The sequence below is a fragment of the Gordonia otitidis NBRC 100426 genome (assembly GCF_000248075.1).
Taxonomy (GTDB): domain Bacteria; phylum Actinomycetota; class Actinomycetes; order Mycobacteriales; family Mycobacteriaceae; genus Gordonia; species Gordonia otitidis.
This window is the reverse complement of the sequence record NZ_BAFB01000082.1, coordinates 14,349-33,525: the sequence shown is the minus strand read 5'-3', so window position 1 is coordinate 33,525 and position 19,177 is coordinate 14,349. Positions and strand designations below refer to the sequence as shown.

Here is a 19,177-nt window from a genome sequence, read left to right as displayed (position 1 = left end):
AGGCGTCCATTTTTTGATCCGGCGACGAAAAGTCCGCGGTGTACACGGCGCATGCTTCATCCATGCATGAACTGGTACTCCACGGCGGCCGCGTGATCGATCCCGACAGCGGAACCGACGGCATCTTCGACATCGGGATCGACCGGGGCACCATCAGTGCCGTCAGTGTCGAGCCACTCGACGGACATCGCGTGCTCGACGTCTCCGGCCGCGTGGTCGCACCGGGCTTCATCGACATGCACAGCCACTGCTTCGGTATCGCAGGACAACGCCTGCAGGCTCTCGACGGCGTCACGACCGCTCTCGAACTCGAGGGCGGAGTACACCCGGTCGGCCGCGCCTACGAGCGCGCCGCCATCGAGGGGCGTCCCGTCAACTACGGCTACTCGGCGAGCTGGGCCGCCGCACGGATGCACGTGATGGCAGACGTGACGACCACCGGCCATCCCGCCGACGTCCTGTTCAACATGGGAGTCCCCGCCTGGCAGGCCGAGGCGAACACCGCTGAGGTCGGCCGGATACTGGCACTGTTGGAAGAAGACCTGAGCGACGGTGCCCTCGGTATCGGAGTTCTCGTCGGGTACGCCCCACGCGTCGGGCCCTCGGAGTACGTCGAGGTCGCGCGACTCGCCGCTACCCGGGGCGTGCCGACGTACACCCACGCACGCGAACTCGTCGAACAGGACCCCGACACGCCGATCGACGGTGCTGAGGAAATCGTCAGGGCCGCAGGCGAAACCGGTGCTCACATGCACTACTGCCACGTCAACAGCACGTCGCTGCGACATCTCGACCGGGTGCACGGCCTCGTTGAGCGCGCACGTTCCCTCGGCTCCCGGATATCGACAGAGGCCTACCCCTACGGCTCGGGGATGACGGGGATCGGCGCCGCCTTCCTCGAGCCGGATCTGCTCGACCGACGCGACATCACGCCCTTCGCGGTACAACACCTCGTCAGCGGACACCGGTTCACCAGCGCCGCGGACCTGCGAGCAGCGCGTGCGGACGGCACGGGCGGACTGGTCTTCGTCCACTTCCTCGAAGAGGACGACCCGACCGCTCGGGATCTCATGACACGCGGGCTCGTCTTCGAGGACACCGCGATCGCCAGCGACGCATTCGAACCACTGTGGCGCACATCGACATACGACGACTCGCGCTGGCCGTTACCCGCCGACGTCGTCACCCACCCGCGCACCGCTGGTACCTTCAGTCGCTCGATCCGCACATTGTGGCGTGAGACCGGCGCACTGAGCCTGATGGAGGTGATCCGACGCGCAAGCCTCCTTCCTGCACAGATCCTTTCCCCATCAGTTCCGGACATGGCGCGTAAGGGCAGGGTCCAGGTCGGCGCGGATGCCGACATCGTCGTCTTCGACGCCGCCACGGTCACCGACCGTGCCACCTACACCGACACGATCGCGCCGTCGACGGGATTCGACCACGTCCTCGTCAACGGTGTCGAGATCGTCAGCGACGGTGAGATCCGCACCGATCGGCTACCGGGTAAACCAGTACGCGCCTGAGCATTTCGCACTCCGGCATCCGGAGTCGTCGAGCAATCAGAACCTGCCGGCGAAACACCGACAACAGAGGACGAACACCATGACAACCACGGAAACCACAAGAACCACGAGGGCACTGTGAGTACCAACCCGTCGAGCACTCGACACTTCGACACCGTCGTCATCGGAGGCGGTATGGCCGGGGTGTCGATCGCCTACGAACTCGCCGCACACCAATCGGTCGCCGTCGTCGAGATGGAATCGACCCTCGCCTACCATTCGACGGGACGGTCGGCAGCAGCATTTCTCGAAAGCTACGGCAACCAGACGATCCGCCTACTGACAACCGCCAGCCGCTCGTTCTTCGCCGACGAGGACGGGCATTTCGACGTGCCGGTCGCACAGCCGCTGAACCTGCTGATGATAGCGAACGACGACGAGCAACACGCCCTCCGCGAGCTTCACCACGAGATCAGCGCCCGGAACGATCTCGTCGAACTCGTCAGCGGCGATACCGCCGAGCAGCTCAACCCGCTGCTCCGTCCCGGCTACACGACGTTGGGGATGATCGACCGTTCCGCACTGGAACTCGACGTGCACGCACTGCACCAGTGGTATCTACGCGGCTTTCGCGCACGCGGAGGCACCGTTGTGAGATCCGCGGGCATCGTCGACGCAACGCACACCGGCCACGGGTGGGATCTGACCGACGCGGCGGGTTCGGGCTACCGAGCACAAACGGTCGTCAATGCGGCGGGCGCGTGGTGCGATCGGGTCGCCGGAGCGCTGGGAGCCAAGCCCATCGGCATCCGCCCGCTTCGTCGAACCGCATTCATGGTCTCCGCCCCACCTGTGACGACCGACGCTGCGATCCCGTTGACGATGGCGGCGTCGGAGAACTTCTACGTCAAACCCGATGGCGCACAGTACCTGTGCTCACCTGCCGACGAGACCCCGCAGGAGCCCGGTGATGCGCGCCCGGACGAGCTCGAGATCGCTCGCGCGATCGAGTCGATCAACGACGCGACCACCCTGGGCATCCGCAGCGTGAACTCCGCATGGGCAGGACTGCGCAGTTTCGTCGCCGACCGCACGCCGGTCGTCGGCCCCGACACCACGGTCGACGGACTGTTCTGGCACGCGGCACAGGGTGGATACGGCATTCAGATCGCGCCCGCGCTCGCACGGTTCGGCGCAGCTCTGGTCACCGGCGAGCCGCTCCCGACCGATCTGGCCGACCTCGGCCTCACACCGTCGATGCTCGGCCGCGACCGGGCAACCCTCGCCACGATCGGCGACAAGTGATGTACCAAGCAGGACAAGGACTCAACTCATGACCGCCCACATGTCGGTGAGCATCGACGACGACGGGCGCCGCCACTTCACCAGCCCGAATGCCAAGGGACCGTTCGCAACCGCCATCGAATGCGGTCCGATGCTCGTCATCTCGGGACAGGGCGGGTTCGCCGCGGACGGGAGCATCCCCGACGGCATCCGCGCACAGACCCGTGAGACCCTGCACAACGTCCGAAGGATCCTAGATGACTGCGGTTGGGAGCTGTCGGATCTCGTCCAGGTCACCTGCTACCTGGCCGACATCGACGAATGGGCCGCGATGAACGCGGAGTATGCCGACTTCTTCGCCGATCAACCCAACGTCCCCACCCGCACCGCGATCGGCGTCGCCGGTCTACCGCTCGGACTCCGCGTCGAAATGACCTGTGTCGCAGCCAGGAACTCGCCGACGGCCCGGTAACTTGGCTGAACAGCCACCGAGCCGGCGAGAGGTGACCATCATGGCCGAGCAGCTGCCGCGGTCATCCCTCGGCAGGATTCTCACCGACCTGGGCAATACGTTCCTGGAACCCCTCTGCGCACCGGTAGGACTGTCCGTGCCCGTCGGCGGTGTCGGCTTCTACGATCCGCTGGACGACTCGGCGCAACCTGATGAGGCCATCGTGCTCGGGATCGGTATCCACGAACCCGGTGACATCGTGTCGGCGCTCACCGCTCTGCGACGAGAGGGACAGCGGGGCGCCGCGGCGCTCGTCGTGCGCTCACCGGTACTTCTCACCGACGAGGTCGAGAGCGCCGCAGCGGCCTCCGGAATCGCGCTGCTCGGCCTGGCGCCCGGCGCGTCGTGGATGCAGTTGGCGACGATGATCCGCACCCTCATCGCCGACGACACCGTCGGCATCAGCGAATCGGACCGCCTCGGTGGTGTCGTCTCCGGCGACCTGTTCGCACTCGCCAACTCGATCACCGCCCTGATCGACGTTCCGATCACCATCGAGGATCGTGATTCGCGCGTGGTGGCGTTCTCGGCCCGTCAGGACGAGGCGGACTCCTCGCGGGTGGAGACGATCCTCGGGCGCCAGGTGCCTGACAGATTCACGCACGCCATGGTCGAGCAGGGAGTGTTCCGCGAGCTGTACGCCAGTGACGAGCCGGTCTGGATTCAGCCGGAGCCCGCGGCGCCGGACCAGCTGCCACGCGTAGCGGTCGCCGTCAGAGCCGGCGACGAGGTGCTCGGATCGATCTGGGCCGCGGTACGCGAACCGTTGAGCGATGACCGACTTCGAGCACTCACGGACGCCGCAAAACTCGTCGCCCTCCACATGATGACCATTCGCAACGGCGACGACGGTGCGCGTCGCCTCAAGGCCGATCTGGTCACCACGGCACTGCGCGGCGGACCCGGCACGCGCGATGCCGTGCGACGACTCGGTATGGGGGACCGTCCGGTCGCGGTGCTGGCGATGGACCTCCTCGAATCCGACGCCGAAGACGACAGTGGAGGTGATGGCGGCGGTCGGGAGGGCGGCACCGGTGGTGAGGTTGGAGGCGAGGGCGGTGCTGGCGACCTTGCCCCGACGAGATCACGGGCGGCAGCGGACCGGGCTGCCATCAAGCAACGACTCACGTCCGGATTCGCACTGCACATCAGCGCATCGCACCCGCGCGCGGCGGTCGCCCTGATCGGCGATGTCTGTTACGCGCTGGTGCCGCTCGCCGACGGCCCCCGAGCACGACGCCACGCCATCGACGTCGCGGCAGAGTTCCTGAACCGAGCAGGCGACGGGTCGCACGCGGTCATCGGAGTGGGGACGGTTGCCTCGCGCCCGGAAGAGCTCGCCACCGCGCGGTCGAACGCCGACCGCGCGCTACGAGTCCTACTCGATCGACACCAACCCGGACTCGGGCAGATCGCCGAATTCGACGATGTGCACATGCACTCGCTGCTCATCGACCTCAAAGACATGGTCGCGGCACGCGGAGACGAACCGTCCGGGCCGATCGGCAGGTTGATCGCACACGACGCCGGACACAACACGATGTTGGTGGAGACCCTGCGGGCGTGGCTCGACGCATTCGGCGACATCCCCGCTGCAGCGGCCACGCAATTCGTCCACCCCAACACGTTTCGGTACAGACTGCGCAGGGCCGCCGAGATCAGCGGAATCGATCTCTCCGACCCGGAGGCCCGATTCGCCGCGATGCTGCAGTTGCGAGTCATCGATGTCGCACCGCGCGCGACGCCTCGGTGACCGGCAGAACGCGCTACGTCGACAAGCCGGATCGCGCAACCTGTGATTGGGTCTCTTGGTGACAACCAACGCCACTCGATCAGTCCACCGTGGCCGCATCATGCACATCGCGGGGTCGCCGAGCGTGACCGACGCCGATACCGCGCTCGTCGACATTCCCGACGGAGCACTCGCCGTCACCGCAGACGGACGCATCGACTACTGCGGCCCGTACGGCGAGCTGCCCGCGCAGCCCGGCGACACCGTCGTCGATCACGGCGAGGCGTTCCTGCTCCCGGGCTTCGTCGACACGCATGTGCACTTTCCGCAAACCTACGAGCTCAACGCCTACGGCGGCGGTCAGCTGCTGGAATGGCTGAACAACTGCATCTTCCCCGCGGAGTCGCGCCTTGCGGATCCCGCCTTCGCCCGTACCATCGCCCGCGACTTCACCCGCGCCAGGATCGCTGCGGGGACCACGGCTGCCATGGTGTTCGGCTCGGCCTTCCCCGACGCACAGGACGAGCTGTTCGCCGTCACGCAGCGAGCCGGACTACGCATCGTCAGCGGCCGCGGCATCCAGACGCAGGGACCCGAGTCGGCTGCACCACTACTCACGTCCGAGGCTGACGCGATCGCGTTGACGACCGCCGAGATCGACCGCTGGCACGCGGCCGACACCGGCGACCCCGACACTGCGCGACTCCTCACGGCGATCGTGCCGCGCTTCACGCTGTCGGTGACCACCGAGACGCTGGCCAACCTGGGTGACCTGTACGCCGAAGTCCGCGATCGTGGGGTCTACGTCCACACTCACCTCAACGAGAACAATCGCCCCGGCACCGGTGAGATCGATCTGGTCAAACAGCTCTTCGAGGTCGAGTCGTATCTCGACACCTACGACGGCAAGTTCCTCCCCGGCTCGGCCGTCGGCGGCGAGAGCCTGCTCGGCCGACGCACGGTGCTCGCCCACTGTGTGCACTGCACCGACGCAGAACTGGCGCGGATGGCGCAGACAGGAACCTCCATCGCACACTGCCCGACCTCTCAGCTGTTCCTCGGGTCGGGCACGATGCCGTGGAAGCGCACCGTCGACGCCGGGGTCACCATCGCGTTGGGCAGTGACTGCGGCGGAGGCGACGAATGGCTCATCGCCAAGGTCGCAGGCGACGCCTACAAGGTGCACATCTCAGAACCGGGCGAGGCGAGCGTCGCCATGCACCCGGCACAGATGCTGTTCACCGGAACCCTGGCGGGCGCACGGGCTCTCGACGCCGAATCACGCTTCGGCAACTTCGACGTCGGCAAGGAAGCCGACTTCCTGGTGATCGAACCCCATCGATGGCCCCCGCTGGAACGTATGCTGCACAACGGGGTTCGCGACGACGATCCCGAAAGAGCGCGTGATCAGACGCTTTTCGCTCTCCTGATGGGCATGCGCGAACCCGCGATCGCGCGAGTCTACGTGCAGGGCATCGAACTCGACCCCGACGCCATCTGATCCTGCTCCATCTGATCCGCCGCCATCTGATTCGACGCCATCTGATTCGACGCTGCGGACCCCGTGACCGTCAGATCGGGTGGCCGTCCCACTCGTGGTCGTGCATGAACCCCTCGGCCAGGCCGACGTGATATCGGCGGCAATCGCGAAGGATCCACGCGTAGGCGGCCGGCAACATGACGCCGGGCTTCATGTCATCGCGCTCGAATATGACGTCCTCGGAGTCGCGGAAGTCCTTCCAGAATTGCCGCATCGATCGGCCCTGTCGTGACGCCTTCGTCCACCCGTACAGGAGCATGCCGAGTCCGATCATGCGGTCGACGTCGGAGTCGGGAACGATCAGGTGGTCGTTGTCGCCGAAGAACGCCGACGGAACGTCGTTGTGGGGGCGGAACATCATGATCCCGCTCGTCGATCGGGGATTGCACTCGATGCAGTAGAGACTGCCGTCGGCGCCCTCGATGAAGTCGAACCCCGCTTGTCCGGTGAAACGTTCGGCCGCAACGAATTCCGACACCCAGTCGAAGATCGCCTGATGCTTGATCGAGGTGAATGACAGGCATGAACTGCCACCGATCGCATAGCTGACCGGATAGGTCGCATGCGCGTTGACCTTGCCCTCGCGGCACACCGAGTACGTGCAGTACCGCTTGCCGTCCTTCCACTCCTGCGCAAGCCACGGGTTCGTCGGGTCGTATTCGACCCAGTCGAGGCTCTCACCCGGGGTGATCTTGTGGACCTTCTGCGACCCGCGCGAGTAGCACTGCTTGAGCGCGAACGGGACGTCGAAGTCGAGTGCGGCGGCGTCGTCGGGTCCCTCGACGACGGCGAATTTCAGCGTCGGAATCCCCAACGACACCAGTTCGCGTTGGAAGTCGTACTTGTTGTGGAGCTTGTTCTCTGTGTCGAAGTCGGAGAGGAACACCTCACACTCCGCGGGGAACAGCCCGACCATCATCGACAGGATGTCGGTTTCCTCGTGGATGGGGATGACCATGTCGACCTTCTCGTCGGTGACGATCCGGGCGAGTTCACGGCAGTAGTCGCGGGGCTCGAACTTCGGCGCGGGCACCTTGTGGAAGGCGTCGACCGCATTGGAGAACCGACTGACCCCGATCGGGATGCTGTCGACAACGGTGACCCGATGACCCGCCGCTGACATCAGTCGTGCCAGATTCAGCGTGAGAAAGGACCGACCGAAGGTGATCAGTACATGCTTCTTCGGAGTGGACGCCACATCGCGAGTCTAGTCAGTGGCCGGCAGCCGATCGTGAGGGGCGAGCACCGTGGACACTCCGCACACAGGTGTGCGCCGACGGGTGCGTGTGAGGTTGTCGGTGCCCACGTGGATACTGAGAGAGGAATAATAATTCGCTTGCCGACCGTTGACATGTGAGTTGTGGTTGAGGGGTGGTCCGCCAACGGGCGATTTCCACAGGCCAGCACCTCATCGGCTGCCGGGTCGTCCACCGGTGGGTCGAGTCGAGCATCTGCGGACCGTCGGTGCCGCGGTGAGACGCCCACGGTACGGCGACGTCAGTGAACGTCGGCGACGTCAGTGCATCAGCGTTGGTGCACCGGTGACGTCACTACACACGGAGAGGTTGGTGACATGTTCCTCATCGGCGTCATCGCGGCAAGCCTCGCCGCGGTGGCATACGGCATGTCGACGGTGTTGCGCGCCCTCGGGGCACGTCGCGCTGCTCAGACCGAACGGGATGAGGGCATCGAGACCACCAACGCAGCAGGTGGGCCGACACTTCGCTCGACGGCGTCGACCTTCGTCGATCCCGCCTTCATCCTCGGCACCGTGCTGGTGACCGTCGGTTTCGCGGGCGGTGCCGTCGCAGCGCGCTACCTTCCGCTGTTCCTGTCACAGACGATCGTCTCGGCCAACCTGGTGATCACCGCACTGCTGGGCACCATCATGCTCAACATCGCGCTCCACACGAGGGACTGGATCGCGATCTGGCTCGTCGTCTTCTCCCTGTGCCTGCTCGGTATGTCGTCGTCGCATCAGACGGGCGACTCCGGTGGGCGCGGATTCCACTGGATGCTGTTCTCCGCCACCATCGTCCTGAGCGGACTGGCGTTGCTCTCGGTGTACCGGCTCGGCCGACACGGGGCGATCGCAGGAGGTGCCGCTGCCGGCCTGCTGTTCGGCGTCATCGCCATCGCGGTCCGCATACTCGACGGCGTCCACCCCTTCGATCCGGTCCGGCTACTGCTCGACCCCGCAGCCTGGACCATCGCGATCGCCGGCGCCGTGGGATTCTTCGTGCAGACGGTCGCGTTGCAGCTCGGCGCCGTCAACGGCGTCACGGCCGTGCTCGTGGTCGGCGAAACCGCAGGACCGAGCCTGATCGGCGTCATGTTCCTCGGCGACCAGGCCAAACCCGGCCTCGGCTGGCTGGCCCTGGTCGGGTTCGTCGGTGCGGTCGTCGGTGCGGTGCTCGTCGCCTGGTACGGCTCCGGCGATCCCGATCACTTCGGTGAGGCACCGCCGATGAAGGGTGGCTGGCGTCGAGGTCGCGAAGACGACGAGTTCGACGAGACCGATCACGCCGTCGACGACGCCGCCGCCGACGAGATCGACTCCTTCGGCTTCGCCCCGGCCGATTTCGACGATGATGACGACGATGACGACATCGGCAGCGGCCCTACCGGCAGTACCGCCACCGACAGTCTCCCCACAGACCGGACATCCACGGGATCCGACGAGTGGCATTCGACGTCGGACGGTTCGACTCCGTCGTCGGGCTCGCTCTCTGACGGTTCCGACGTCGACCTCGACGACCGCCAGCACTCGCAGCGCTACTCGGGCTGATCGGTTTTCGGCGTCTCCTGTCCTGCGGCGACACGGACCTCGGTGCGCAGGCTGCGCAGCGCTCCGAGCCGCCACGCGGTGACCAGCCACGCCACGATCACGAACGGGGCTATGGCGAGCATCGTCCACAGATAGCTCTGCGCGGGTAGCACGTCGGCCACCACCTGCGCCCTCGGCACTCCGTCGACCTCCGCGGGTAGCCACGCCTCCAGGATGTTGCGCGTCAGTTTGACCGGCGAGAACGGCCCTGCCGTCGACGCGAGGTAGAACGTGACCAGCACGATCACCAACGAGCCCAGCCATCCGATGACACGCACCTGCGACCCGAGGATTTCCGCCGCGATCCTCACCGACTCGACGGTGAAGCCGAGCATCAACACGAGGAGCAGACACGCGACCTGCGCAGAGAGCAATTCCTCGATGACCGATGATTCGTCGTCGCTCGACGCGAGGTTCGGCAATCCGATCGCCAACGAGATCAATCCCGAGATGAGTGCTACCAGTGTCACGGAACTCGCCGCGCCCTCGATCCGGCCGAATGAGCCACGCACGGCAGCCTCCGTCGCAGCGCTCGCAACCTTCGGACTCGCGTCGTAGACGATCAGCACCACGAATCCCGCCACAAGCGCGCTCAGCACCCACGCCACCGCAGTTGTACACACCGCAGCCAGCGCGAAGGACCCGATCAACGGACCGAACAGACTGTCAGCGGTGTCGGATAGTCGCGTCCCGATGAGCGGCAGAACCCCGACGACGGCGATGATCACACCGCCGGCGAGAAGCGGTCCGGAGAACTCCGAGATCTCGACAGGGTCGAGATCCGGGTCGCGCCCACGGATCACATGCCATTCGGCGGCTGCCAGTTGTCGTAGCCCGCTTCCCCACCGGGTACGCCCGCCGTCGGTACCGGGCCCTGTGTTGCGCACGCCACCGAGATTAGGTACCGACCGCCCGCTGCTGCGTGAGGAGCGCGGCGATGTCGGCACGATCGGTCACGTCGAGCTTCACGCAGGCACGGTAGATGTGCCCCTCCACCGTGCGGACGGAGACCACGAGCCGCTCCGCGATCTGTTTGTTCGACAACCCCGCCGCGACCAGATTCGCGATCTCCCTCTCGCGAGTGGTCAGCGGTAACGGCTGCGCCGCCCGCTGCAGCGCGGGCGTACGCAGGCCGCCGCATCGGGCCGAGATCCGATCTGCCATCGCTGCCGACGCGACTGTCGCCGATCGATGCGACGCGGCGTCGTGCAGCACGCTCGCCTGCGCGGCGGAGTCGGCCGCAGACAGCAGGTAGCCGAGCTTCTCGAAGTCGGCAGCGCAGAGGTCGAGTTCGATACCGTCGCCCGCGGCGCTCGCCTGTGCGTGCCTGGCGTAGATGCCGACCAGAGGACCGTCGACGACCTCGCCGAGCTCGAGGAGTCTGCCCCCGACGGTGGTGTCGCCGAACCGCGCCGCGGTGTGCAGCGCTTCGGCTTCGACGGCCAATTGTCCCGTGGAGCGTGCCAGTCGCGCAGCCTCGTTCGCGAGGGCGATCGCGGTCGAGATCGTCCCCGTTGCGGCCGCCTGCCAGGCGGCCGCAACCCCGAGCATCGGACCGAACACCGCGACCTGCCTGCCGTAGTGGTTGCGGGCGCGCGCCAGTGCCGAGCCCGCGGCGTCAGCCTGCCCCAGCGCAGACAACGACTGGGCGAGGAACAGGTAGGCGGGAAAGTTCCAGGTGGCCGAGTACTCGTCGGTGTCGAGCGTGGCGAGAGTCTGCTCGATGCGACGTGTCACGGCACCGCACATCCCACGCGCGAGGTCGACCGCGGCGACGAGTTCGCCCGCCATCGCCCAACCGAGGTACTGCGCGGTGTCGGCGAAGGTCACATATCGCTTCGCCGCAACCTGTGCGTCATCGAGTCGGCCGGTGAGGGTGAGCGCGAGTATCTCACCGATCCCCGTCGGAAAGCGGAGCAGGCCATCGGTTTTCACTTCGGCTTCGCGGGCTCGGACCGCCAGCGGTGTGACATCGTCGCCGCGGCCCTGCAGCGCGCGTGAGAGCATGCCACCGAACGCCGCCCACTCGACCGCCCACGGCAGCGGTGCGGACTCGGCGAGCACGCCGTCCGACAGCGCCACCGCGGCGTCGAGGTCGTTCTCGAACAACGCGCAGGCCGACCCGATCGCGTCGACGACGGGCAGCAGATTCACGTCGGTGATCCTGCCGCGGACCTCGTCGAGCAGTGCATCCGCACGATGTGAATCACCCATGGCCCAGAACATGTTTCCCACCCGCACGATGCCGACGCGGGTGGCCCGGATCTCGTCGAGGTCGGCGAGCGGGAATCGACTCAGGATCTCCTCGGCCCGGTCCGGGTGCGCCTGCCACATCAGTGCGCGCGCGAGCAGTTCCGCCTCGTCGGCGCCGCCGCCGTCTGCGATCGCCGCACGCGCGAACCGTTCGCCCATCGGTACCTGCGCAAGGTTGAGGGCGTCGCGTGCCGCTGCTCCGAGCAGGGAGGGATCGATGGCCCCCACATCGCTCTCGAGTGCGAGATCGGCGAGGCGAATCCGCGCGGCAGGCGTGTCCTTCGGACGCGAGTCGAGCGCCCTGACCAGCGCACCACGCAGGCGACGCGACGACGCCAGCCCCAGACCGTGACGAATGACCTCACCGAACAGCGGATGGTGAAACGACACATTCAGGCTGCGGCCATCACGCGTGATGCGGACGAGCCCGTCGATCTCCGCCTTCTCCACGGCCTCCTCGCTGGTCAGGTCCGCCAACACATCGATGTCGAGGGGCTCGCAGAGGCTCAGGTACTTCAAGGTCGTGAGGACGTCGGGCTGTAGCTGCTCGACGCGCCCGGCGAGGAGGGATGCGAGCTCAGAGGTGATCGCCGCGCGACCGCGCAGCTGCCATACACCGTTGACCTGTCGCAGCGTGCCTGCGGCCCGCGCCCCCTCGACGAGGTGCCGCAGGAACAATGCGTTACCGCCGGACGCCTCCCACATACGGTCGGCGGAATGCTCCTCTAGCTGACCGCCGAGTACCGACTCGATGAGCTCGACACTCTGCTCTTTGGTGAACGGAGACAACGTGATCCGAATCAGGTGGTTGTCTTTCCACAGGGACGTGACGGCGTCGGGCACAGCCTCGCCGCTGCGTACCGTCGCCACGATCTGCACCGCGCGGTCGATGGCGAGCTGATGGAGCAGGGTTGCCGACAACTCGTCGAGGAGATGGGCGTCGTCGACGCCGATGATCGTATCGCCCTCTGCCAGAAGCGTTTCGCGCGCAGCGGACAGATACGTGACAGGGTCACTCGACACCGCGGGGCCGACGAGATGCGCAAACACCCCCAGCGGTATCGACCTGGCGGATTCGGTACCGGCAACCCAGCGCACCCCGGTCTCCGTGCCCGCCGTGACCAGGCGCGCCAGGGTCGTCTTGCCGACCCCCGAATCCCCCGTCAACACGACACCACACACCGGACCGCCCTGGGTCAGCGCAGACTGGATCGTGCGGAACTCGCGTTCGCGCTCGATCAACGGCCAAGTGCCTTGCATGGACTCAAATTTTAGACAACCACCTGGCCTTTTCCGTACGCCAGCTGACGAGATCGTCCTCCGAACGGACTACCCTGCGTCGCGGCGGTTCACCACCAGCAGTCCGATGGCGAAGACAATCGCCGCAAAGACGGCGAAGTAGACAAGCGACACCCACGAGTTCCAGTGGTAGCCGTCGCCGGGAAAGTCGCCATCGAGGAATCGGGATCCGTTACGGAACGGCAGGAAGGGACCGATACGTCGCCCGACGACGGGCAGAGCGGCAGCGACGTTCTCGATCACCAGCATCCAGACCAGCACCACGGAGACCGCGCCCGCCGTCTGCCGGACGATGGCACCCACACCGATACCCACGACGACGCACAACGACGCCCAGACGGCCGTGCCCCAGATCTGCCGGATGACGTGTTCGCTGCCGAGGTCGAGTCCCGACGACCCGTCCGACAGGGCGATGACGACCAGGACACTGCACAGCGTCAGGGGTACGACGATGACGAAGGTCAGCGCCACATACACGAGGGCCTTCGCACACAACACATTCCAGCGCCGCGGAATACCCAGGAACGACGTGCGGATGGTGCCGTAGCGGAATTCGGTGGTCACCCCGAGGACCGCCATGATCATCAGGATGACGACACCGAAGAAGTTCACTCCGATCAGATAGACCGACGCCGCACCGGTCTGGTCGACCGACGATGCGTCGGCACCCACGTCGGACGGTTGGTCGGGCCCCGCGCCGACACCCCGTGTGACCACCGCGATCAGGGCCGCGATGCCGAGCCCGAGGACGACGACGGTTGCGGTGCACCACCACGGCGCCCGAGTACTGGTCAACTTGATCTGCTCGGCCCGCACCGCGCCCATCAGCGCTGCCCTCCCCGGTAGTCGATCGATTCGGCGGTGGCCGCCATGAACACGTCCTCGAGCGACGGGGTGTCGGACACCAACTCGTGCACGGCGATCCCGGCGGCGGCTGCGATGTCGCCGACCTGATCCGTCGCCGCATCGGGGATGGTCAGGTAGACCCGGCCATCGGCTCCCGACACCGGGGTGACCGCCAATCCCGCGAGTTCGAGCGCCCGATGCAACTCTGCGGGCTGCGGTGTGCGCACCCGCGCCACAGGCCGCGCACGCGAAGTGAATTCGGAGACGGAGCAGTCGGCGATCAATCTGCCGCGGCCGATGACGATGACGTGGTCGGCCGTCAACGACATCTCGGTGAGCAGGTGGCTCGACACGAATACTGTCCGCCCCTGCGCCGCGAGCGACCGCATGAAGTTGCGGACCCAGACGATGCCCTCCGGGTCGAGACCGTTGACCGGTTCGTCGAGTACCAGGGTGTGCGGGTCGCCCAACAGCGCGCCCGCGAGTCCGAGTCGCTGCGACATCCCCAGCGAGAAGCCACCTGCGCGTTGATTCGCAACCGACGTCAGCCCGACCATGTCGAGCACCTCGTCGACTCGGCGTTCGGGAATGTCGTTGGTCGCGGCCATCCACCGCAGGTGGTTACGCGCGCTGCGGTTCGGGTGCACCCAGTGCGCGTCGAGCAGCGCACCGACCTGACGTAGCGGATGCCGGAGATCGCGATAGAGCTGCCCACCGACCGTCGCGGTGCCCGACGTCGGTCGGTCCAGACCTAGGATCATGCGCATCGTGGTGGACTTTCCCGCCCCGTTCGGACCCAGAAAGCCCGTCACCCGTCCCGGTGCGACGGTGAAACTCAGGTGGTCGACGGCGGTGACGCCACCGAAGGTCTTGGTCAGATCGGCCGCTGCAAGCATCGGCTCGACCATAGCGCGCAACGCCACCCTCAGGCGTCAACCTCGACCTTCAGACGCGCTCCGGTGAGGACGCCCGTGCCCAGAAGCGGGTGGGGATTCGCCCGGCTCCCGCCGCCAGCCTGCCCGCGACCACCGCATGCTTCATCGCCGCGGCCATGCGCTCGGGGTCGTCGGCGCGAGTGACGGCAGACGCCAACAGCACACCGTCGCAGCCGAGTTCCATCGCGCGTGCGGCGTCGCTCGCGGTCCCGATTCCCGCATCCAGGATGATCGGCACCTGCGCTGCCGCGACGATCATCTCGATGTTGTGGGGATTGGAGATGCCCAGTCCCGTGCCGATCGGCGAGCCCAACGGCATCACCGCCGCCACACCGAGGTCGGCGAGCCGTGCTGCGAGAACAGGATCGTCGTTGGTGTAGGCCAACACCGTGAAACCGTCGTCGACGAGTCGTCGTGCCGCGTCGACGAGTTCGACGGCGTCGGGCAGCAGCGTGTGGTCGTCGGCGACCACTTCGAGTTTCACCCACGATGTCTCGACGGCTTCGCGCGCGAGCTGCGCCGTCAGCACGGCCTCCGCAGCGGTGCGACAGCCGGCGGTGTTGGGCAGAACCTCGATCTTCAAGCGACGCAACAGATCCAGCACACCGGTCGTCGAACCCGCGTTGACCCGACGCATCGCGACGGTGGTCAGTTCGGTGCCCGATGCGATCAACGCCCGCTCCAGTACCGCGAGGTTCGCAGCACCACCGGTGCCCATGATCAGCCGGGACCCGAAGTGGCGGTCGGCAATTCGCAGTTCCCCGGCGTCCATGCCATGCACATTCGTGCCGTGCGGATTCGCGCCGTCCACATCCATGTCGCGTGCATCCATGTCAGCCGCCCTGCACGGCCGTGACGACCTCGACGACGGCGTCGGCGGGGACGACCGAATCCCACCTGCCGCGCGGCACCACGGCGCCGTCGACCGCCACTGCGATGCCACGGTCGGGCAGTCCGAGTCGCTCGACCAGCACGCCGACCGTCGGCTGCGGATCCCACTCGTGGGGTTCTCCGTTCACGGTGAAGCCCATCTGACCTCCTCGTTCTCGTACTCGTTCACGTGGTCGTTGTCGCGGTCACCGGTCGGGTGGTCGGTATCGCTGTGCTGCAACAACATCGAGACCCGCTGCGCCGTGTACGGCGCGAGGACGATGCCGTTACGTCCATGACCTGCTGCGACGATCACTCGCTCGTCGATCCGTCTGATGATGGGGAGCCCGTCGACAGAGCACGGCCGATACCCGACACCGACCTCGCTCAGTGTGTAACCGGCGAGTCCGGGCATCACAGTGAGCGCGTCGTCGAGGAGATCACGTACCCCCGAAACCTCGGCTCCCGGCTCGTCGGACTCGTATTGCGTTGCGCCGACGACGATTCCGTTCGATCGCGGCACCAGGTACACCGTTCTGCCGTCGACCCGCGCGCGCACCACGTGGCTCGGCGGCGGCACCGACCACCTGGTCCGCGACAGCCGCAGGATCTCGCCCTTCGCCCGATGTATGGGCGCGTCCGGCCACAGGCCGGGTACTCCGGCACCCGCCGCCAGCAACACCTGCGCGCCGTCGACATCGGCGAGATCGGTGACGGTGTCGTGGCGAAGCTGCGCACCCGCGTCGCGCAGAGCGCCACGAAGTCGCGTCAGCAGCAGTCGGTTGTCGACAGCACCCTCGCCGAGGGCGAGGAACCCGCCGACCAGACGCGACGACAGGGCCCCCTCCAACTCGCGGATCTGACTCGGCCCGACCGGACGGACCTCGCGTGTGTCGACCGACGACGGCGTCCACACCGTCTGCGCGAGCCGTGTGAGATGTTCGTGGTCAGTGGCTGTCGTCGCGACGAACAGCGAGTCGTCGGCCACCGAGATGCTCTCCGCACCCGCGGGGCCTCCGTCGCGCAGTGGGTCGCCGAGTCGTCGGAGCAACGCAGGCCACCCGGCCACCGACTCCGACGTCGCGGCGAGCAGTGCCTCCTCGCCCGGCAGTCCTTCACCGAGTGAGCCGAGCATGCCGCCCGCGACATGCGAGGCCCGCTGCTGTGCACCGGCGTCGTGGACGACGACGCGCATACCCGCGTCCACCGCCGCGAGAGCACTGGTGAGTCCGACGACGCCGCCGCCGACGACAGCGAGGTCGGGAACCGATGTATCGGACATGAACTGCAGACGTCCTTCCTTCGCCGGCATGACCCGGATCAGGTACGACGGTCAGCGGGCGCGGCCCCGCACTCTCAGCCCGGCGATCGTCGGACTCCCGTGTGTTTCGCGTTCCAGCGTACTGGGTTGCCGATCTCGCGTCCTCGGCCACCGTGCGTCGACGGCTACGCTGACCACCGTGATGGCCATCCACTCGCACCGGCATGCTCGGCTCGCCACGGCACTGCTCTACCTGTGTACCGACGCGCGGCGAGAACGCGGCGACCTCGTCGAGTTCGTCGACGCCGCGCTGGCGGGCGGCGTCGACATCGTGCAACTGCGCGACAAGGGGTCGGCCGGCGAGAAGCAGTTCGGCACTCTCGAGGCACGCGAGGAACTGGAGATCCTCGCACTGCTGCGTGAGGTGACGAGTGCCCGCAACGCGCTTCTGGCGGTCAACGACCGGGCCGACATCGCGACGCTCGCCGATGCCGACATCCTGCACATCGGACAGGACGATCTGCCGCCCGCAGCGGCTCGTCGGATCGTCGGGAAGCACGTGATCGTCGGCAGGTCGACGCACGACGTCGAGCAGGCCGCGGCAGCGGCAGCCGATCCCGACGTCGACTATTTCTGTGTCGGCCCGTGTTGGCCGACACCGACGAAGCCCGGGCGTCACGCACCTGGCCTCGAACTCGTGCGCGAGGTCGCCGCGAACGAGTCGGCCGACGATGTCCGCCACCGTAAGCCGTGGTTCGCGATCGGTGGGATCGACGCGACACGACTGCCGGAGGTGACCGCCGCGGGTGCACAGCGGATCGTCGTCGTACGCGCGATCACCGCGGCATCCGATCCCGCGGCGGCAGCGACGGAACTGCGAGATCCCCTCGCCTGAACCCACCGGGCGCCCCACTCGTGGCTTTCCCGCAACCGGGGAGCAGTCGGTCGAACCACTTGCGGTCATCCCGGTGGTCGGGGCTAATGTAGACGCCACCATGTTGTGCGCACCGAGAATCCTCTGCACCCGCGGCCTCCGCGTAGCCCGCCGCAGCGGGGTCTAGTTTCGACCGACCCCCCGCTGCGGGGTCGTCATGCGCTCGTCGGTCACCGATTCTTCGACCGGAATGACCTTCACCGATGCACAACATTCATCTTTCGCCCTCATGCTGTGACCGTGACGCCACCGACCCGCTCTGGCAGCGGACCGGCCGTCGACTTCCCCGCGGAATCCGTCAGGAGGCGGCAGGTATGACCTGGCAGCAATTCATCGACGAATACACCGCGACCGGCACGATTCGTCTCGGGTCGTGGAGCGTCGCTCCGGCACCCGGCGACATGGTCGAGTGTCGGGCGACCATCGCCTACGACGATCGGATCATGTCGATGTCCGCGACATCGACCGGGCCGGTCGGCGCGATGACGTCGATCCTGCACGACCTCGGGGTCTCCGTGCAGATCGTCCGACTACACCAGCGTCGACTCGACGACCGCAACGTCTCGTTCCTGCTCTGCGAGCACGATCGACGTCAGTGCTGGGCCACCGGTGACGGTGAGACGACGGCCGACGCGAACATCAACGCTCTGATCGCCGGCGCGAACCGCCTGCTCGCAGGCCGCGATCTCGGCGTGGGTCTCTGAACGCACGGCAGACGCCTCGGTTCAGGGCATCGAGTCCAGCGCAGCGATGCGTTCGCGCAACCCGGGCCATGCCGTACCGAATGCGGGATGCAGCGGCAGCGTGGTCACTACCGGTTCGGGTACCCAGCGCAATTCCGTCGACTCGAGGTTGGCGGTGGTGACGACCGGTCGTTCGGCGTCGGCGATCACCGTCGTGTAGGTCCACCCGCTCTCGGTGCGGTGGGTGACGAGAGCCGCGACGACCGTCACCTGGTCGGCGACGATGCCCGCTTCCTCGCCCGCTTCCCGGATCGCGGTGTCGACGGCACTCTCGTGCGAATCGCGCGCTCCGCCGGGCAGACCCCAGGTGCCGCCCTGATCTGACCAGACCGCACGGTGCTGCAGCAGTACTCCCATGTCTCCGTCGGGAAGCGGCGCACGCAGGAGCAGACCCGCAGCGCCGTGCAGGCCCCAGTACCTCGCACCGCTGTCGAACACCCAACCGTCGCCGTCGCCGCGCACCGCGCCTCCTGATCGTTGCCGTGCCCTCCAACCCCCGCGCCCACCAACCTATGTGAACTCACAGCCGCGTGACACTCCCTCGTCCGGTGCAGTCGCCAAGCGGACAACGCGGACTAGGGTGGAAACGGACTCGACGTGGCGTACGACATACCCGAGGAGTGGACAACCCGACATC

At 66.9% G+C, this 19,177-nt stretch carries 17 protein-coding genes; 8 read left to right on the top strand and 9 right to left on the bottom strand.

The annotated features are described in order from the left end of the window. The first annotated feature begins 38 nt into the window (after positions 1 to 38). From GOOTI_RS07880 to GOOTI_RS07860, 5 genes are all read left to right on the top strand, one after another. Positions 39 to 1,526: an amidohydrolase family protein gene (locus tag GOOTI_RS07880; protein WP_267879809.1), complete on the top strand. Its 1,488-nt coding sequence runs from the start codon at positions 39 to 41 to the stop codon at positions 1,524 to 1,526. Between the two features lie 117 nt (positions 1,527 to 1,643). Further along, positions 1,644 to 2,810: an NAD(P)/FAD-dependent oxidoreductase gene (locus GOOTI_RS07875; protein WP_007238043.1), complete on the top strand. Its 1,167-nt coding sequence runs from the start codon at positions 1,644 to 1,646 to the stop codon at positions 2,808 to 2,810. A 28-nt stretch (positions 2,811 to 2,838) separates the two neighbouring features. Continuing rightward, positions 2,839 to 3,261 carry a RidA family protein gene (locus GOOTI_RS07870; protein WP_007238042.1) on the top strand — a complete coding sequence of 141 codons (423 nt, stop codon included), beginning with the start codon at positions 2,839 to 2,841 and terminating at the stop codon, positions 3,259 to 3,261. Positions 3,262 to 3,301: 40 nt separating this feature from the next. Further along, positions 3,302 to 5,053, top strand: coding sequence for a PucR family transcriptional regulator (locus GOOTI_RS07865; RefSeq protein WP_007238041.1), 1,752 nt, complete (start codon positions 3,302 to 3,304; stop codon positions 5,051 to 5,053). Positions 5,054 to 5,111: 58 nt separating this feature from the next. Next, on the top strand, positions 5,112 to 6,533 hold the full coding sequence (locus tag GOOTI_RS07860; RefSeq protein WP_085949779.1) for a guanine deaminase: 1,422 nt from the start codon (positions 5,112 to 5,114) through the stop codon (positions 6,531 to 6,533). A 70-nt stretch (positions 6,534 to 6,603) separates the two neighbouring features. Here the strand turns inward: GOOTI_RS07860 and GOOTI_RS07855 are convergent, their stop codons facing one another. Then, entirely contained in the window at positions 6,604 to 7,770 is a 1,167-nt protein-coding gene (locus GOOTI_RS07855) for an ATP-grasp domain-containing protein (protein WP_007238039.1), read from the bottom strand. Positions 7,771 to 8,145: 375 nt separating this feature from the next. Here GOOTI_RS07855 and GOOTI_RS07850 point away from each other — a divergent pair, with 375 nt between their 5' ends. Then, complete coding sequence (locus GOOTI_RS07850; RefSeq protein WP_007238038.1) at positions 8,146 to 9,360, top strand: DMT family transporter; 1,215 nt, start codon at positions 8,146 to 8,148, stop codon at positions 9,358 to 9,360. Here GOOTI_RS07850 and GOOTI_RS07845 read toward each other — a convergent pair. The 7 genes from GOOTI_RS07845 to GOOTI_RS07815 form a co-directional block, all read right to left on the bottom strand. Next, positions 9,348 to 10,286: a hypothetical protein gene (locus tag GOOTI_RS07845; protein WP_007238037.1), complete on the bottom strand. Its 939-nt coding sequence runs from the start codon at positions 10,284 to 10,286 to the stop codon at positions 9,348 to 9,350. The genes GOOTI_RS07850 and GOOTI_RS07845 overlap by 13 nt on opposite strands. A gap of 10 nt (positions 10,287 to 10,296) precedes the next feature. Next, positions 10,297 to 12,912, bottom strand: a complete 2,616-nt coding sequence (locus tag GOOTI_RS07840; RefSeq protein WP_039993740.1) for a LuxR C-terminal-related transcriptional regulator — start codon at positions 12,910 to 12,912, stop codon at positions 10,297 to 10,299. A 69-nt stretch (positions 12,913 to 12,981) separates the two neighbouring features. Further along, positions 12,982 to 13,776: a DUF2705 family protein gene (locus tag GOOTI_RS07835; RefSeq protein ID WP_007238035.1), complete on the bottom strand. Its 795-nt coding sequence runs from the start codon at positions 13,774 to 13,776 to the stop codon at positions 12,982 to 12,984. Further along, positions 13,776 to 14,693, bottom strand: coding sequence for an ABC transporter ATP-binding protein (locus GOOTI_RS07830; protein WP_039993748.1), 918 nt, complete (start codon positions 14,691 to 14,693; stop codon positions 13,776 to 13,778). Before GOOTI_RS07830 ends, GOOTI_RS07835 begins: the two co-directional genes overlap by 1 nt. Before the next feature lie 49 nt (positions 14,694 to 14,742). Then, positions 14,743 to 15,504, bottom strand: coding sequence for a thiazole synthase (locus GOOTI_RS07825; RefSeq protein WP_039993747.1), 762 nt, complete (start codon positions 15,502 to 15,504; stop codon positions 14,743 to 14,745). A gap of 61 nt (positions 15,505 to 15,565) precedes the next feature. Further along, positions 15,566 to 15,763, bottom strand: a complete 198-nt coding sequence (thiS, locus tag GOOTI_RS07820; RefSeq protein ID WP_007238032.1) for a sulfur carrier protein ThiS — start codon at positions 15,761 to 15,763, stop codon at positions 15,566 to 15,568. Then, a complete protein-coding gene (locus tag GOOTI_RS07815; protein WP_007238031.1) occupies positions 15,748 to 16,884 on the bottom strand; it encodes an FAD-dependent oxidoreductase in 1,137 nt (378 codons plus the stop codon). Before GOOTI_RS07815 ends, thiS begins: the two co-directional genes overlap by 16 nt. 181 nt (positions 16,885 to 17,065) lie before the next feature. On the opposite strand from GOOTI_RS07815, the gene thiE reads away from it, so the two are divergent. Further along, positions 17,066 to 17,758, top strand: coding sequence for a thiamine phosphate synthase (gene thiE / locus GOOTI_RS07810; RefSeq protein ID WP_007238030.1), 693 nt, complete (start codon positions 17,066 to 17,068; stop codon positions 17,756 to 17,758). A gap of 353 nt (positions 17,759 to 18,111) precedes the next feature. Next, entirely contained in the window at positions 18,112 to 18,501 is a 390-nt protein-coding gene (locus tag GOOTI_RS07805) for a hypothetical protein (protein ID WP_007238028.1), read from the top strand. A gap of 21 nt (positions 18,502 to 18,522) precedes the next feature. On the opposite strand, the gene GOOTI_RS07800 is transcribed toward GOOTI_RS07805, so the two are convergent. After that, positions 18,523 to 19,002: an NUDIX hydrolase gene (locus GOOTI_RS07800; protein WP_007238027.1), complete on the bottom strand. Its 480-nt coding sequence runs from the start codon at positions 19,000 to 19,002 to the stop codon at positions 18,523 to 18,525. Positions 19,003 to 19,177: the final 175 nt, after the last annotated feature.

Bases quoted from the DNA above. Each gene is read 5' to 3' on its own strand.
- GOOTI_RS07870 (WP_007238042.1), top strand. From the start codon at position 2,839: ATGACCGCCCACATGTCGGTGAGCATCGACGACGACGGGCGCCGCCAC.
- GOOTI_RS07865 (WP_007238041.1), top strand. From the start codon at position 3,302: ATGGCCGAGCAGCTGCCGCGGTCATCCCTCGGCAGGATTCTCACCGAC.
- GOOTI_RS07850 (WP_007238038.1), top strand. From the start codon at position 8,146: ATGTTCCTCATCGGCGTCATCGCGGCAAGCCTCGCCGCGGTGGCATAC.
- GOOTI_RS07840 (WP_039993740.1), bottom strand. From the start codon at position 12,912: ATGCAAGGCACTTGGCCGTTGATCGAGCGCGAACGCGAGTTCCGCACG.
- GOOTI_RS07835 (WP_007238035.1), bottom strand. From the start codon at position 13,776: ATGGGCGCGGTGCGGGCCGAGCAGATCAAGTTGACCAGTACTCGGGCG.
- GOOTI_RS07830 (WP_039993748.1), bottom strand. From the start codon at position 14,693: ATGCTTGCAGCGGCCGATCTGACCAAGACCTTCGGTGGCGTCACCGCC.
- GOOTI_RS07825 (WP_039993747.1), bottom strand. From the start codon at position 15,504: ATGGACGCCGGGGAACTGCGAATTGCCGACCGCCACTTCGGGTCCCGG.
- thiS (WP_007238032.1), bottom strand. From the start codon at position 15,763: ATGGGCTTCACCGTGAACGGAGAACCCCACGAGTGGGATCCGCAGCCG.
- GOOTI_RS07815 (WP_007238031.1), bottom strand. From the start codon at position 16,884: ATGTCCGATACATCGGTTCCCGACCTCGCTGTCGTCGGCGGCGGCGTC.
- thiE (WP_007238030.1), top strand. From the start codon at position 17,066: ATGGCCATCCACTCGCACCGGCATGCTCGGCTCGCCACGGCACTGCTC.
- GOOTI_RS07805 (WP_007238028.1), top strand. From the start codon at position 18,112: ATGACCTGGCAGCAATTCATCGACGAATACACCGCGACCGGCACGATT.